This is a genomic window from Cupriavidus sp. 291-E7, assembly GCF_057798835.1.
Genome location: NZ_JBYOJV010000001.1, coordinates 294148 through 307438 on the forward strand (window position 1 = coordinate 294148; position 13291 = coordinate 307438).

15 protein-coding genes are annotated in these 13291 nt (G+C 63.6%); 10 read left to right on the forward strand and 5 right to left on the reverse strand.

Annotation, left to right across the window (positions count from 1 at the left end; all coding sequences use genetic code 11):
* Positions 1-3: 3 nt before the first annotated feature.
* A complete protein-coding gene (locus tag AC3FLX_RS01350) occupies positions 4-324 on the reverse strand; it encodes a hypothetical protein (RefSeq protein WP_488693196.1) in 321 nt (106 codons plus the stop codon).
* Positions 325-1016: 692 nt separating this feature from the next.
* Here AC3FLX_RS01350 and fliD point away from each other — a divergent pair.
* Positions 1017-2474, forward strand: a complete 1458-nt coding sequence (gene fliD, locus AC3FLX_RS01355) for a flagellar filament capping protein FliD (RefSeq protein ID WP_488693197.1) — start codon at positions 1017-1019, stop codon at positions 2472-2474.
* Positions 2475-2677: 203 nt separating this feature from the next.
* Positions 2678-3382: an aquaporin Z gene (aqpZ, locus tag AC3FLX_RS01360; RefSeq protein ID WP_488693198.1), complete on the forward strand. Its 705-nt coding sequence runs from the start codon at positions 2678-2680 to the stop codon at positions 3380-3382.
* Between the two features lie 132 nt (positions 3383-3514).
* On the opposite strand, the gene AC3FLX_RS01365 is transcribed toward aqpZ, so the two are convergent.
* Positions 3515-5074 (reverse strand): methyl-accepting chemotaxis protein, encoded by a 1560-nt coding sequence (locus AC3FLX_RS01365; RefSeq protein WP_488693199.1) that lies wholly within the window; start codon positions 5072-5074, stop codon positions 3515-3517.
* A 245-nt stretch (positions 5075-5319) separates the two neighbouring features.
* Here AC3FLX_RS01365 and AC3FLX_RS01370 point away from each other — a divergent pair, with 245 nt between their 5' ends.
* Entirely contained in the window at positions 5320-5916 is a 597-nt protein-coding gene (locus tag AC3FLX_RS01370; RefSeq protein ID WP_488693200.1) for a PAS domain S-box protein, read from the forward strand.
* 98 nt (positions 5917-6014) lie between these two features.
* On the forward strand, positions 6015-6578 hold the full coding sequence (locus AC3FLX_RS01375) for a dihydrofolate reductase family protein (RefSeq protein WP_488693201.1): 564 nt from the start codon (positions 6015-6017) through the stop codon (positions 6576-6578).
* A gap of 28 nt (positions 6579-6606) precedes the next feature.
* On the opposite strand, the gene AC3FLX_RS01380 is transcribed toward AC3FLX_RS01375, so the two are convergent.
* The gene (locus AC3FLX_RS01380) at positions 6607-7077 is read right to left on the reverse strand and encodes a DUF6130 family protein (protein WP_488693202.1); all 471 of its coding nucleotides are present in this window, start codon (positions 7075-7077) and stop codon (positions 6607-6609) included.
* Positions 7078-7363: 286 nt separating this feature from the next.
* On the opposite strand from AC3FLX_RS01380, the gene AC3FLX_RS01385 reads away from it, so the two are divergent.
* Positions 7364-8344, forward strand: a complete 981-nt coding sequence (locus tag AC3FLX_RS01385) for an alpha/beta fold hydrolase (RefSeq protein ID WP_488693203.1) — start codon at positions 7364-7366, stop codon at positions 8342-8344.
* 97 nt (positions 8345-8441) lie between these two features.
* Here the strand turns inward: AC3FLX_RS01385 and pdxR are convergent, their stop codons facing one another.
* Positions 8442-9857 carry a MocR-like pyridoxine biosynthesis transcription factor PdxR gene (gene pdxR / locus AC3FLX_RS01390; protein WP_488693204.1) on the reverse strand — a complete coding sequence of 472 codons (1416 nt, stop codon included), beginning with the start codon at positions 9855-9857 and terminating at the stop codon, positions 8442-8444.
* A 98-nt stretch (positions 9858-9955) separates the two neighbouring features.
* Between pdxR and AC3FLX_RS01395 the strand changes: the two genes are divergently transcribed.
* Both AC3FLX_RS01395 and AC3FLX_RS01400 read left to right on the forward strand, forming a co-directional pair.
* On the forward strand, positions 9956-10393 hold the full coding sequence (locus AC3FLX_RS01395) for a cupin domain-containing protein (RefSeq protein ID WP_488693205.1): 438 nt from the start codon (positions 9956-9958) through the stop codon (positions 10391-10393).
* A 22-nt stretch (positions 10394-10415) separates the two neighbouring features.
* Entirely contained in the window at positions 10416-10871 is a 456-nt protein-coding gene (locus tag AC3FLX_RS01400) for a carboxymuconolactone decarboxylase family protein (RefSeq protein ID WP_488693206.1), read from the forward strand.
* 185 nt (positions 10872-11056) lie between these two features.
* Here the strand turns inward: AC3FLX_RS01400 and AC3FLX_RS01405 are convergent, their stop codons facing one another.
* Positions 11057-11293, reverse strand: coding sequence for a hypothetical protein (locus AC3FLX_RS01405; RefSeq protein ID WP_488693728.1), 237 nt, complete (start codon positions 11291-11293; stop codon positions 11057-11059).
* Between AC3FLX_RS01405 and AC3FLX_RS01410 the strand changes: the two genes are divergently transcribed.
* Genes AC3FLX_RS01410 through AC3FLX_RS01420 form a run of 3 tightly spaced genes read left to right on the forward strand, consistent with a single transcriptional unit; the run spans position 11222 to position 13286 of the window.
* Complete coding sequence (locus tag AC3FLX_RS01410; protein WP_488693207.1) at positions 11222-11875, forward strand: PepSY-associated TM helix domain-containing protein; 654 nt, start codon at positions 11222-11224, stop codon at positions 11873-11875. The two genes, AC3FLX_RS01405 and AC3FLX_RS01410, sit on opposite strands and share 72 nt — an antisense overlap.
* A 37-nt stretch (positions 11876-11912) precedes the next feature.
* Entirely contained in the window at positions 11913-12434 is a 522-nt protein-coding gene (locus AC3FLX_RS01415; protein ID WP_488693208.1) for a DUF2271 domain-containing protein, read from the forward strand.
* Between the two features lie 27 nt (positions 12435-12461).
* On the forward strand, positions 12462-13286 hold the full coding sequence (locus AC3FLX_RS01420; RefSeq protein ID WP_488693209.1) for a DUF4198 domain-containing protein: 825 nt from the start codon (positions 12462-12464) through the stop codon (positions 13284-13286).
* The last annotated feature ends 5 nt before the right edge of the window (positions 13287-13291 follow it).

The window sequence follows — 13291 nt, forward strand, 5'->3', positions numbered from 1 at the left end:
GCTTCAGTCGTCGTCATGCCAGCGGCGCCACTCGCGCTCGCGCCAGCGTTGTTCGCGGCGCCATTCGCGTTCGCGCCAGCGCTGCTCGCGCCAGCCTTCGTAGTAGCCATAGCCGGGCTGCACCACCACCGGGCGCGGTGCGACCACTACGGGACGCGGTGCCACATAGACCGGTGCTGGCTCGTAGTAGACCGGTGCCGGCGGTGGCGCGGCAACGTATGCCGGAATGCCGATGCCGACATCGACGTTGACGCGCGCCTGTGCCGCGCCGGAAGCCGCCAGGGCGGAAAGACCGATCAGACTTGCGATGAGGAATCTGGACATGGTGAGCACCTCTTTGGCTCGGTTTGCTGCGTGGGTGCCGATAGTAACGGCGCCCCGGCATGTCCGTTGACCCTCTCGCAAGCGTCTTTGTAAGCTGTTGTATCGAATGTCTTGCCATTCGCGGCCTGCTGGCTGGTCGCGTCCTCATCGCCTTCACCCGCCGGGCGTTCGCCTGGTGTCCTGCCCGGTTGCGAGTGTTCCTGCTGAAGGGCATGGCCCGAGGTCTCGTCATCGACCAGCCCGTTTTCCCTTGCCAGAGATCTTTACTTCGATCGTGCCCTCGCGGTGATCGGACGCTTCCTGCACCGACTGGTTGTTACGTACGGATGCATCTTCCAGTGCGGTCGTGGCGTGCTCCGGTTCGAGTCTTAATGGGAAATTAAAAAAGGCGGTAACGAGCGTGGAGCGTGCCGCAACGTTCTGACCACGGATCGAACGCCGGCCCGACGGGTGTCTGACCTGGCGATTCGGGGCGGCTGGATGGGCCGCGTGTCCAATATCCCTTCAAATGTGAGTCATACGACGCTTAAGGTAACTTAAGTCCCTTTGTGTATCGTCTTTGTATCGAGTTCGTATCAAAAAGCCTAAAGAACCACTTTTCGGCGACGTAAACATGGATGTCAAGACATTCGGGCGACGCAGCGCCTGGATGACATTCCAAAAGAAGCGAACAAGAACAAGGGCACACACGCATGGCATCCGTTACCTCCCTCGGGGTGGGATCGAACCTCGAACTGTCCACGCTGCTGGACAAACTCGCCACCGCCGAGCGCGCGCCGCTGGACGCGCTGGAAAAGCAGCACGGCGCCTATCAGACCCGTCTGAGCGCGTACGGCACGGTCAAGAGCATGCTCACCGCCTTCCAGGCCACGGCCAAGGCGCTGATGAACAAGGACACGTTCGGCGCGGTCAAGGCCAGCGTGGGCAATGGCGACGTCCTGTCCGTAACCACCGGCGCCAATGCGGTGCCGGGGGACCTGAGCGTCAACGTGACGCGGCTGGCGCAGGTCCAGTCGCTGGCCGGCAACGGCTTTGCCAAGCAGGACGTGCAGATCGGCTCGGGCACGCTGTCTTTCGAGTTCGGCACCACCACGGGCTGGGACGAAGCGTCGGGTACCTACATCAATCCGGCGTTCACGGCCAACGCGGCCACGGGCACGGCGCCCAACCCGCGCACGGTGACGATCGATCCGGGCAAGGGATCGCTGCAGGACATCCGCGATGCCATCAACAAGGCCGGCATCGGCGTCAAGGCCAGCATCATCAACGATGGCAGCGCCACGCCGTACCGCCTGATCCTGACGTCGGAAAAGACCGGCGAGACGATGAGCATGCGCGTGACCGGCTCGTCGCCGGAACTGCAGGGCCTGGCGGGCTATGACCCGACCACGCCCGGCGCGAACGCAATGAAGGAAACCCTGCGCGCCACCAACGCCGCGCTGACGGTCAATGGCATCGCCATCACAAGCACCAGCAATACCGTGGTGGATGCGGCGCAGGGCGTGACGATGACGCTCAAGAAGACCGGCACGACGTCGATGTCGCTGACGCAGGACAGCGAGAGCATCAAGAACGCGGTGCAGGCGATGGTGACCGCGTACAACAACATCCAGTCGACGGTGAAGTCGCTGTCGCAGTTCGACACCAAGGCCAAGACCAAGGGCGCGCTCAACGGCGACAGCTCGATTCGCGGTATTCAGTCGACGCTGCGCGGCGTGCTGAACACGCCCGAAACCGGCATGCCCGCCAAGGCGCCGACGATGCTGGCCGCGATCGGCGTGTCCATGCAGAAGGACGGCACGATGGCGATCGACAACAAGAAGCTGGACGCCGCGCTGAAGGACAACCTGCGGGACGTGACGCAGCTGTTCGCGGGTGACGGCACCACTGGCGGCTTTGGCCGCCGGCTCTCCGATGCCGTGGATCGCATGAACGGAGAAACCGGCCCGATCGGCGCCGTCACCGCCGGCATCGAGCGCAGCATGAAGGACGTGGAACGGCGCTACGAAGCGATGGAAGTGCGCGTCAACGCGACCATCGAACGCTATCGCAAGCAGTTCACCCAGCTTGACCTGGTCGTGGCGCAAATGAACAGCACCCGCAACTACCTGACCCAGCAGTTTCAGGCGCTGACCAATTCGAAGAAGTAATACGCCGCGGGCTGGCAGCAGAAGGGCGATGGCTTTGGCCATCGCCCTTTTGTTTTGGCCGCCGCCCCCGTCACTTGTGCATTTTCGTTTTTGTTCGATGTCTGTCTGGGTAACGAATGGCTAGGCTTCCTACAGCACGTCGTGGATCGTGGCCTCCGGATTTGGGGCCCCACGCGCGGCATTTCATTAGGGAGTTTTGTTTCGTGTCACTAGGTAAGCGTATGGTCGCCGAAATCTTCGGGACCTTCTGGCTGGTATTTGGTGGGTGCGGCAGCGCGGTGCTGGCTGCGGCAGTACCCGAGCTTGGCATCGGATTTACCGGCGTCTCACTGGCCTTCGGCCTCACTGTCGTGACGATGGCCTATGCCGTCGGTCATATCTCAGGCGGGCACTTCAACCCGGCTGTCACCGTTGGGTTGTGCGCCGGGGGCCGTTTCCCGGCCAAAGAAGTACTGCCCTATGCCGTCGCGCAGGTCATCGGCGCGGTTGCGGCAGGCGCGGTGCTCTACCTCATTGCCAGCGGCAAGGAAGGGTTCGATGTGGTCGCGGGTTTTGCTTCCAATGGTTATGGCAAGCACTCGCCCGACGGGTACACCGTGCAGGCGGCCATCGCGGTGGAACTGCTGCTGACGGCGTTCTTCCTGATCGTGATCCACGGCGTCACGGACAAGCGCGCGCCGTCGGGATTCGGTCCGTTGGCGATTGGCCTCACGCTGACCCTGATCCATCTGATCAGCATTCCGGTGACCAACACGTCGGTGAATCCGGCTCGCAGCACCGGTGTGGCGCTCTTCCAGGGAACGTGGGCGATGCAGCAGCTCTGGCTGTTCTGGATCGTTCCGCTGATCGGCGGTGCAATCGGCGGCCTCATCTACCGGCATCTGCTCGAAAACAGGGACCCGGATTAACGCCGAACGGCGCGCCGCTATCGGCGCGCAATAGGCAAAAGTCAAAAGTAAAAAGGCAAAACAAAAAGGCCCGCATCGCTGCGGGCCTGGAAAGCCTGGCTTGTGATTGGGTTCTTGTAATTTCCCCCTTCCTTACAACGCCCCCGCCAACCTGAACTGTCCCACGGCGCGATGCAGCGCATCGGCCTGATCTTCCAGCGATGCCGCCGCTGCCGTCGCTTCTTCCACCAGCGCGGCGTTCTGTTGCGCCATCTGGTCCATCTGCGATACGGCCTGATTGACCTGCTCGATGCCGCCGGTCTGCTCCTCGGTGGCGGCACGCATTTCGCCCATCAGGTCGGTCACGCGCTTCACGGCATCGACGATTTCCTCCATCGCCTTGCCCGCGCCTTCCACCAGCACGGAACCGTCTTCGACACGTTGCGCCGAATTGTCGATCAGCGACTTGATCTCCTTGGCTGCCGTGGCGGACCGCTGCGCCAGGCTGCGCACCTCTCCGGCCACGACCGCAAAGCCACGGCCTTGTTCGCCAGCGCGTGCCGCTTCCACCGCGGCGTTCAGCGCCAGGATGTTGGTCTGGAATGCGATGCCTTCGATCACGGCGATGATGTCGACCACTTTGCCCGATGCGGCTTTGATCTCGCCCATCGTGGCCACCACCTTGTGCACGATCTCGCCGCCGCGCACCGCGATATCCGATGCGCCTTCCGCCAGGTGAGCGGCCTGGCGCGCGTTATCGGCGCTCTGTCGCACCGTGCTGGTCAGCTCCTCCATGCTCGCGGCGGTCTCTTCCAGCGAAGCCGCCTGTTCCTCGCTGCGACGTGACAGGTCGACATTACCAGCGGAAATCTGGCGCGCCGCGCCGGCGATGGAATCGGCCGAGCCACGGATCTGGCCAATCGCGCCAGTCAGGCGGGCCTGCATCTGCTGCATGTTGTACAGCACGCTGTCGCGGTCGTTCGGTGCGGTCTGCACATGGGTGCCCAGGTCGCCGTCGGCGATGCGCGCGGCAATTTCGGACGTCAGCGCCGGTTCGCCGCCGAGCTGCTTCTGCAGGCTCATCGACACGCGCACCATCACCACGCTCATCAGCGCGCCCACGCCGAGCAGCAAGCCAAGCGCCTTCCAGAGTGCGGCGCGGAATTCGGCATGGATGTCATCGAGGTACAGGCCGGCGATATAGTTCCAGTCCCACGGCTTGAAGTTCAACGTGTAGCTGAGCTTGGGCTGCGGGGCATCGGCGCCGGGTTTGGGCCAGAGATATTCGATGAAGCCACGGCCCGTGGTCTTGCCGATCTGTGCGATGTCGCGGAACAGGTAGACGCCGTTGGCGTCCTTGGTGTCCGACATGGTCTTGCCGTTGAGTTCGGACTTGATCGCGTGCATCAGCACGACCGTGTCGGAGCGCATGATCGTGAAGTAGCCGTCGGCGCCAAAGCGCATCGCGCGTACGCGATCGATCGCCTGCTTCTGTGCTTCCTCGGTGGTGATCTTGCCGGCGCGGGCCATCGCTTCGTATTCGGCGACCACTGAATTCGCGGTGTCGGTCACCTGTTCGAGCGCGACCTTGCGATCTTGCAGACGTTGCTCGCGCATTTGCCAGGCATTCCACAGCGTGATGGCCAGCAGGCAGATCCAGCTCAGCACCAATGGCAGCATGAGCTTCTTTCTCAGACTCAGGTTTTGCAGCATCCAGTTCCTCCATTTCGCTTCGTTGATCGACGGGACGCTTTTCCCGGCGTCCTCTCTATGGCCGCGCTAACGGCCAGCCGAAGCGGAAACTTGATTGAGGATTGATACCAATATGGCAATAGTGGAGAGGGCGCCGCATTTTTCTGATGATGATTTGACCGGATGCAGTCAAACGCGCTCCCCTGTGGCAGTATCTGCAAAATCGTCGAATTCGACGTGGGCATCGTGAGTTCGAGGCGGAGCTGATGGAGCGATTGACTGAGGACGTTGTCCTCACCCTGGCGGAAGACTCGCCGGACACGGTGTTTCTGGTGGACCGCGGCGGCGTGGTCCGCTATGTCAACGCGCGTTGCGCGGCAACGCTCGGCTTTGCCCAGGCCGATGTCATCGGACAACCGATCATTGAACTCGTGTTGGCACGCGATCGTGACCGGACCCTCAGAGAGGCAGCGCAGGTGTTGGCGGGTCACGACCGGACAGGATTCGAAAACCGGTATCAGCACCGCGACGGCCGGGAAATCTATCTGGCCTGGACGGCGCGCTGGCTCGATTCGCATCAGCTTCGCATGGGCTTTGCGCACGATGTGACATCGCTGCGGCAGCCCGCTTGCGCGCATCTGCTGTCACCGGACCTGCTTGGCGTGCTCGACCCCGTCGAGCGCGACGTGCTGGTGCTGCTGCTGACCGCGGCGTCGGAGCTTCAGATCGCCAGCCGCCTGGGTCTGAGCGCAGCCAGAACACAGGCACACGTTCTCAGCGTGTTCCGCAAACTCGGCGTACCCGGCCGGCTCGGATTGATGAGCCTGTGCATGCGTGGCGTCGAAGCACCGGTCGGGGCCTGACACTCGCCGCGATACAGACGCGGGTTTATGCCGATGGCGGGTGTAAGCCGTCTTCGGCCGGACACCCATCGCCAGATACATCGAACACAAAGCACTCAATGACGACTGGAACTATCGGAACTACCGGAATTACCGGACACGTTTTTATCGCTACCAGCCTCGATGGTTTCATTGCCCGCGACGATGGCGACATTGCCTGGCTGCTGGAACGGGATGACCCAGCCGAAGACCACGGCTACGCGGAATTCATCGCCGACAAGGACATGATCGTGATGGGGCGCGGCAGCTACGAAAAGATCGTGACGCTGGGGGAGTGGTTCTACGACCGGCCCGTGCTGGTGCTGTCCCGGCAACTGGCCGACCAACCGGTGCCCGATGGCTTGCAGGGCAAGGTCCGCTTCTCGGGGCTGTCGCCGGCGGACGCCATGTTGGAACTCGCCGCGCAAGGCGTGCGGCGCGTGTATGTCGATGGCGGACAAATCATCCAATCGTTTCTGCGCGATGGATTAATTGCCGACCTCGTGGTGACAACGGTGCCCGTCCTGCTCGGATCGGGCAGGCCGCTGTTCGGCACCTTGCGGCACGACGTGAGCTTGTCGCTGGAATCGTGCCGCCACTTTCCTTCCGGGCTGGTGCAGTCGACGTACCGCGTACTGCGCTGATCCGTCCCGCACCAGTCCGTGCCACGCCTCAGTGCTGATGAGGTGTGGCGGCCTTCACGTCGGGCACCGTCACGGGGACGATTTCGGTGGCCAGGATCTTGTGGTTGGGGTCGGCCAGTTCCAGGCGGAGCTTGTGCGCACCCGGTGTCAGCCCCACGACGATGATCGGGTCCTGGCTGGTGTGAGCCCACGTGCCGTGCGCATCATCGACGGTCACGTGCAGGTGCCCGATGCGCGGTGATATCTCCGTCGCGGTCTTGCCGAACACTGGCATTACGCGGAAGTTCTCGGTTCTGAACTGGACGATGACGACGCCACGCGCCAGCGGCTCGGGCAGCGGCGCGTAAGGCACCAGTTTGGGAGCGGCCTCGCCATTGAGCGGCAGCAATGCCGGCGGACGTATCGCATCCTGCGCACTTTGAGCGAATGCGGGCAGGCAAAATGCCGCGGCGGCCGTGACGGCAACCAGGGCTGGCAGGGTCTTCAGAATGTGGCGCATGATCTTGTCCTTCGGTGCAGATGAATTGCCTCGGCGAGTCGCGCCCGGATGGACCCGACCCGCAACTCTCAGCGTAGGCCTCGCATCAGAGCACAGGCGAATCTCGTGTCGTCGGGATTTTTGTATGCCAACGTATCAACGGCCGCGCACGATACTTGGCAATACGCTTGGGCGTGCCATCCCCCTTTGCACAGATACAACGCCGTCCTTCAATTCGGCTTGGCAACAGACGGCAGCCGCGTTGGTCCCGCTCTGAGTGCCGCGATTCAAGAGAAAGGTGAAGGACATGACAAGGCACTCCACGACACGTAATCCATTTCGATTTTCCGCCGCGGCCGGCGCAGCGGCGCTGGCCGGATCGCTTCTGACCGGCGGCGCGCAGGCCACGCCGGTGCAGCCGCAGGCTCCCGAAATAGGCGAGGTGCGGATCGATGCGGATTTACAGCTCAGGCGAATGGTCGTGCACAACGTTGCGCCGAAGGGCACCGTGCTGTTCCTGCATGGCTTTCCCGAAACGATTTTCGCGTGGCGCGAGATCGCCACGACGCTTGGGGCGGATTACGAAGTTCATGCGTTCGACTGGCCCGGATATGGACAGTCGTCGCGCCCCGCGGCGGAGCGGTTTTCATATGCGCCGCGCGACTATGCCAATGTCCTGCGCCGCTATATCGAGACGGCCGGCATCGACAAGCGGAATCTGGTTATCTATGCGACCGACATCGGCGCATTGCCAGCACTGCTAGCAGCCATCGACGACCCCGCGATAGCAAGGCGCATCATCGTCGGCGATTTCGCGCCGTTCAATCGTCCGCAATACATGAGCGAACGTCTGCGGGCACTCAAGGATCCGAAATCGGCTGACGCGGTGCGTGCCGCCTTCAACAAGTCGCGCGACGAAGTCCTGCAGAACGTCTTCACGGGCGGATTGCCGCCCGCTTTGCACTATGAGCTGCCGGCCGAGTACAAGGCCGATATGGCGCGAGGTTGGCCGCACGGTGAAATGACATCGGCCGATGCGTTCTATCACTACTACACGCACTTCACCCGTGACGAAGACCGCTTCGAGGCAAACCTTGCCGCGCTGACCACGCCGGTTACGGTGGTCTGGGGCGAGCAGGACAACTACATCAGGAAGGAGATGGGTGAAGAGTTGGCGCGCCGGGCAAACCTGAAGTTCCGAGTGTTACCCGACATCGGCCACTACCCGCATCTGCAGGACAAGGCCGCGACCATTGCCGAAGTGCGCGCGGCCTTCGCGGAAAAATAGGGCGGCCTGCCGTCGGGCTGGTTTGGTGCCGTGCGGTTCTGATTCCCCCCGCGCGGCGCAGGATCGATGTTTGCGCCGCCGTGGGGAACGGCGTCAGTCAAGCGAACTTGCGAATCAGTTGCTGTAGCCGGTCGCAGGCATTCGGCACTTGCCGTTCGATGGCGGTCGCCACGCCAAGCAGCAGTCCGGAGCGCTGCGTGGACGCGGAGCAGTAGAAGCCCGATAGCGGCGCGGGTGCCAGGCCATATGCATAGGCTTCGCGCGCGATGCGCCGGTCGTCGGCGCCGTCGGGCAGTTGCACGACCACGGCCAGCCCCGCCGGGTAGGCGTGGAACTGCCTGGCCGCCAGCGCATCGAGCAATGTCTCGCCGCGGCTGGCATAGACGCGCTTCATCCGCCGCAGATGCCGCATGTAGTGCCCTTCGCGCATGAACTCGGCGGTGGCTGCCTGCACGGCGGGGCCGGGGGCCGAACCCAGGCAGGCCACGGCTTCTTCGAAGCGGGCGACCAGGCCAGGCGGTGCCACGATAAAGCCCAGCCGTAGCGTCGGACTGATCGTCTTACTGAACGATCCGATATGAATGACGCGGCCCGCGCGATCCAGCGACGCCAGCGCCGGAGCGGCACGGCGCCGGAGCTGAAGTTCGCCCAGGTAATCGTCCTCGATGATCCATGCGTCTGCGCGGCCGGCCCACTCCAGTAGTTGCATCCGCCGTGAGAGTGACAGCGTGGGACCGAGCGGCGCTTGCTGTCCCGGCGTGACCAATGCCACGGCTGCGTCCGGCGCATGACGCTCGCCGTAGTCGACGTCGATGCCTTCCTCGTCGACGGGAATGGCTTCCGTCGTGAGCTGGCTGATCGCCAACGCGGTGCGTGCAGGCAGGAATCCCGGATTCTCGACCCACGCCTTGCGGCCGGGGGCCTGTATCACGCGCAATGCCACGCCAAGCGCGCCGGTGAATCCGGCCGCCACAAAGACTTGCGAGGGCTGGCATTCGATGCCACGCGACAAGGCCAGGTGCGCGGCGATCTCGCGCCGCAGCGCATGTTCTCCACGCGGGTCCGGATAGGTTGCCGGAGCTTCGATTTCCTCGCGCGCCGCCCGCGCGCGCAGCCGTGCGAACAACGTCGCAGGAAAGCAGTCGGAGGCCGGTACACCCATCTGAAAGACGGCGGGGCCCGGCAAGAAGTGCTGATACAGCGCGGACTGCAAGTCGGATTCGATCGAGCGCGCCGTCTCGGCTCCAGGGCGTGCGGTGGACGTCCGCTCCGCTACCCGCGTCCCGCCGGCGCGCGACGAAATCAGCAACTGCGCATCGACCAGCCGCTCATAGGCGGCCTTGACCGTGCCGCGTGCCACACCGAGCTGCGTGGCAAGGTCGACCCACGACGGCAGCCGCGCGCCCGGCAACAACACCTGGCTGTCGATGGCGCCGGCAATGCCGAGCCGTATCTGCTCCGCCAGTGAAGTCTTGGACGCACGGTCGAGTTGCAGATTCAGGATGGTCGTCATGATCTCTGGTACATCAGGAATTGAGCTTCTTGGTTCTTTTTGATGTACCAGGAAGCGTCCATGATTCTACCGTCGACTTGGACATCTGGAGCTGAATCATGAAACCCCGTCATCTTCTTGTTTCTGTTGTTGCAGCAGTCGGTCTGGCGCTTTCGGGTGCCGCCGCTGCCCACGGCGCCGCCGATCACGCCGCCGGTGAATCCGTGAAACCGAATTTCTCGCAGCCGATTACCAATATCCCCGGCAAGTCGGTGGTGGCCGTTGAGGTGGACTATGCGCCGGGTGGCGCGTCCCAGCCGCACGTGCACGCCAAGTCGGCGTTCATCTATGCCTATGTGGTTTCTGGCAGCATTGCGAGCAAGGTGAACGACGGGCCCGAACGTGTCTACAAGGCAGGAGAAGCGTTCTATGAGGAACCCGGCTCGCGTCACCCGGTGAGCCGCAATGCCAGCAAGACCAAGCCGGCCAAGCTGCTGGCCGTGTTTATCGTCGACACCGACGACAAGGAACTGACCGTCTACCAGAACCAGAAGTGAATGCGAGATAAAGGAGCCTGAAATGAGATTGGACTACACCAAGGCGTCGCCCGGCGGCGTCAAGGCATTCGGCGGCGTGTATGGATACATCATGCAGTCGGGTCTGGAAGACGTGCTCGTCGAACTGGTCTATCTGCGCGTCAGCCAGATCAATGGCTGCGCCTATTGCCTGGACATGCACACGCGAGACCTGATCAAGAAGGGTGTGTCGCCGCAGAAGCTGGCGCTGGTGCAGGCGTGGCACGAGGCCGGCGCGCTGTTCAGCGAGCGCGAACAGGCTGCGCTGCGTTGGGCGGAGTCGGTGACGCGCGTGGCGGACACGCACGTGCCGCAGGCTGACTTCGATGCCGCGGCGGCGGTATTCGGCGAGAAGGAACTGGCCGATCTGACGATGGCCATCGGCCTGATGAATGCCTTCAACCGCCTGGCGATCAGCTTCCGGCGCAGCCCCGATTCGGCCCTGGCCGCGAACGGCTGACGTTCCGATCCAACGCGCGCCGCGCCATGTCGGGGCGCGCGTTTTCGAGGACGGCGAATCAGCGCCCGTCCTCCAGCAGCTTCGCCACCCGGCGCGACAAGGGCTGCGCTTCCCGATGGATTCCTTCCTCACCCGTCTGCAACACGACGGCTGCGGTGCGGCCTTACATGCGCCGCGACCCGTAATCAACCGTAATCAAAACGACCCGGCGGCGCGTCGGTGATTTGTTGCCGGCACAGATGAGAATCATTATCATCGCTCGGCTTGCGCCGGCTTTGTGATGCCATCGCCAGCCTTGCAGGCGGATGACGTGCCGACCGGCGCACCCCGCTCATCGTTTCCGCAACCGAATGACCGACACCGCGCCAGTTTCCGGCCAGCAGCGCCGCGCCTTCTGGCTCAAACATCTTCACCAGTGGCACTGGATCAGTTCCGCGATCTGTCTGATCGGGATGCTGATGTTCGCCATCACCGGGTTCACGCTCAATCACGCGGCGCAGATCGAGGCCAGGCCCAGCGTGGTCACGCGCAGCGAAACCGCGCCGCGCGATGTCGTCAGTGCGCTGCGTCGTGCCGCACCGTCCGGGGTGGAGTCGAAAAACCAGAAGGGCATCGTGCCTCCGGCGCTGGCCGAATGGCTGGCGCGCACGCTGGAGGTGGACGCGGCAGGACGTGAGGCGGAATGGTCGGCGGACGAGATCTATGTGGGACTGCCACGGCCGGGCGGCGATGCCTGGGTCAGCGTCGCGCTCGATTCCGGCGAGGTGCAGTACGAAGCCACGTCGCGTGGCGCCATCTCGTATCTGAATGACCTGCACAAGGGCCGCAACACGGGCCGTGCATGGAGTCTGTTCATCGACGTATTCGCCATCGCCTGCCTGGTCTTCAGCGTGACGGGCCTGGTCCTGCTGAAGCTGCACGCATCGGGCCGAATGGCCACGTGGCCGCTGGTGGGCGCGGGTCTGGTGATTCCGCTGCTGCTGGCCATCCTGTACATCCACTGACCCGCTTTCCATTCCATCGAGAAAGGTAGTTTTGACAATGCGCCGACTCCTGACCGTCACCATGACTGGCCTCGCTGCCGCGCCGCTGGCACCCGCCGGGGCCGCGGACCTTAACGTCAAGGTGGAAATTCCGCGCCTGAACGTGGCCGAGTACCACCGTCCGTACGTGGCGATGTGGATCGAGCGCGCCGACCAGAGCCCGGTGTCCACGCTGGCGGTCTGGTACGACGCCAAAAACAAGGAAGGCGAAGGTACGAAGTGGCTCAAGGACATGCGCCAGTGGTGGCGCAAGGCGGGCCGCGACATACAGATGCCCGCCGATGGTATTTCCGGCGCCACGCACGCGCCGGGTGAGCACGCGCTGAGTTTCAAGGACGGCAAGGTGCCGCTGAACAAGCTGCCGGCCGGCGACTACCAGCTTGTCGTGGAGGCCGCCCGCGAGGTGGGTGGCCGCGAGCCGGTGCGTGTGCCGTTCACGTGGCCGGCAAAGTCGGCGCAGACGGCGAGCGTCAAAGGCGAACATGAGCTCGGCGGCGTGACCGTCGAAGTGAAACCCTGATTCGATCGAATGGAACGGAGTCCGACGATGAAAAAACCTGCCCGCTTTTCCACCCGTATGGCCGTGCTGGCCCTTGCCGCGCTGGCCCCGCTGGCAGCGCACGCGCATCGCCAGTGGCTGCTGCCGTCCGCCACCGTGCTGTCCGAGAAAGACGCATGGGTGACCGTGGACGCCGCCGTGTCCAATGACCTGTTCTACTTCGAACACGTGCCGATGCGGCTCGACAACCTCGCCGTGACCGCGCCGGATGGCAAGTCCGCCGTGCAACCGGAGAACGCGTCCACCGGCAAATACCGCAGCACGTTTGACCTTCACCTGACGCAGCCGGGTACCTATCGCGTCGCCGTGATCAACCAGGGCGTGTTCGCCAGCTGGAAGGAAAACGGCCAGACGCGGCGCTGGCGCGGTTCGGCCGATGCGTTTGCCAAGAACGTGCCGGCCGGTGCGCAGGACCTGCAGGTCAATGAAATCGCGGGCCGAGTGGAAACCTATGTCACCAATGGCCGCCCGACCAAGCAGGTGCTGGGCGCAACGGGCAAGGGCCTGGAACTGGCGCCGATCACCCACCCGAACGACCTGATCGCCGGTGAGTCGGCCAGCTTCCGCCTGCTGCTCGATGGCAAGCCGGCTGCTAACCAGAAGGTGTCGGTGGTGCCGGGTGGCATCCGCTACCGCGATCGGCTGAACGAGATCGCGGCTACGACTGACGCCGACGGCAAGTTCAGCGTCAAGTATCCGGCGCCGGGCATGTACTGGATGGAAGCCGAACTCAAGGATGACAAGACCACGATCAAGGAAGCCAAGACCCGCCGCGCGACGTATGCGGTGACCGTGGAAGTGTTGCCGCAGTAAAGACC

Excerpts from the sequence above, each read along its gene's own strand:
- AC3FLX_RS01350 (WP_488693196.1), bottom strand. The coding sequence starts at position 324 with ATGTCCAGATTCCTCATCGCAAGTCTGATCGGTCTTTCCGCCCTGGCG.
- fliD (WP_488693197.1), top strand. The coding sequence starts at position 1,017 with ATGGCATCCGTTACCTCCCTCGGGGTGGGATCGAACCTCGAACTGTCC.
- AC3FLX_RS01365 (WP_488693199.1), bottom strand. The coding sequence starts at position 5,074 with ATGCTGCAAAACCTGAGTCTGAGAAAGAAGCTCATGCTGCCATTGGTG.
- AC3FLX_RS01370 (WP_488693200.1), top strand. The coding sequence starts at position 5,320 with ATGGAGCGATTGACTGAGGACGTTGTCCTCACCCTGGCGGAAGACTCG.
- AC3FLX_RS01375 (WP_488693201.1), top strand. The coding sequence starts at position 6,015 with ATGACGACTGGAACTATCGGAACTACCGGAATTACCGGACACGTTTTT.
- AC3FLX_RS01380 (WP_488693202.1), bottom strand. The coding sequence starts at position 7,077 with ATGCGCCACATTCTGAAGACCCTGCCAGCCCTGGTTGCCGTCACGGCC.
- AC3FLX_RS01385 (WP_488693203.1), top strand. The coding sequence starts at position 7,364 with ATGACAAGGCACTCCACGACACGTAATCCATTTCGATTTTCCGCCGCG.
- pdxR (WP_488693204.1), bottom strand. The coding sequence starts at position 9,857 with ATGACGACCATCCTGAATCTGCAACTCGACCGTGCGTCCAAGACTTCA.
- AC3FLX_RS01395 (WP_488693205.1), top strand. The coding sequence starts at position 9,956 with ATGAAACCCCGTCATCTTCTTGTTTCTGTTGTTGCAGCAGTCGGTCTG.
- AC3FLX_RS01400 (WP_488693206.1), top strand. The coding sequence starts at position 10,416 with ATGAGATTGGACTACACCAAGGCGTCGCCCGGCGGCGTCAAGGCATTC.
- AC3FLX_RS01410 (WP_488693207.1), top strand. The coding sequence starts at position 11,222 with ATGACCGACACCGCGCCAGTTTCCGGCCAGCAGCGCCGCGCCTTCTGG.
- AC3FLX_RS01415 (WP_488693208.1), top strand. The coding sequence starts at position 11,913 with ATGCGCCGACTCCTGACCGTCACCATGACTGGCCTCGCTGCCGCGCCG.
- AC3FLX_RS01420 (WP_488693209.1), top strand. The coding sequence starts at position 12,462 with ATGAAAAAACCTGCCCGCTTTTCCACCCGTATGGCCGTGCTGGCCCTT.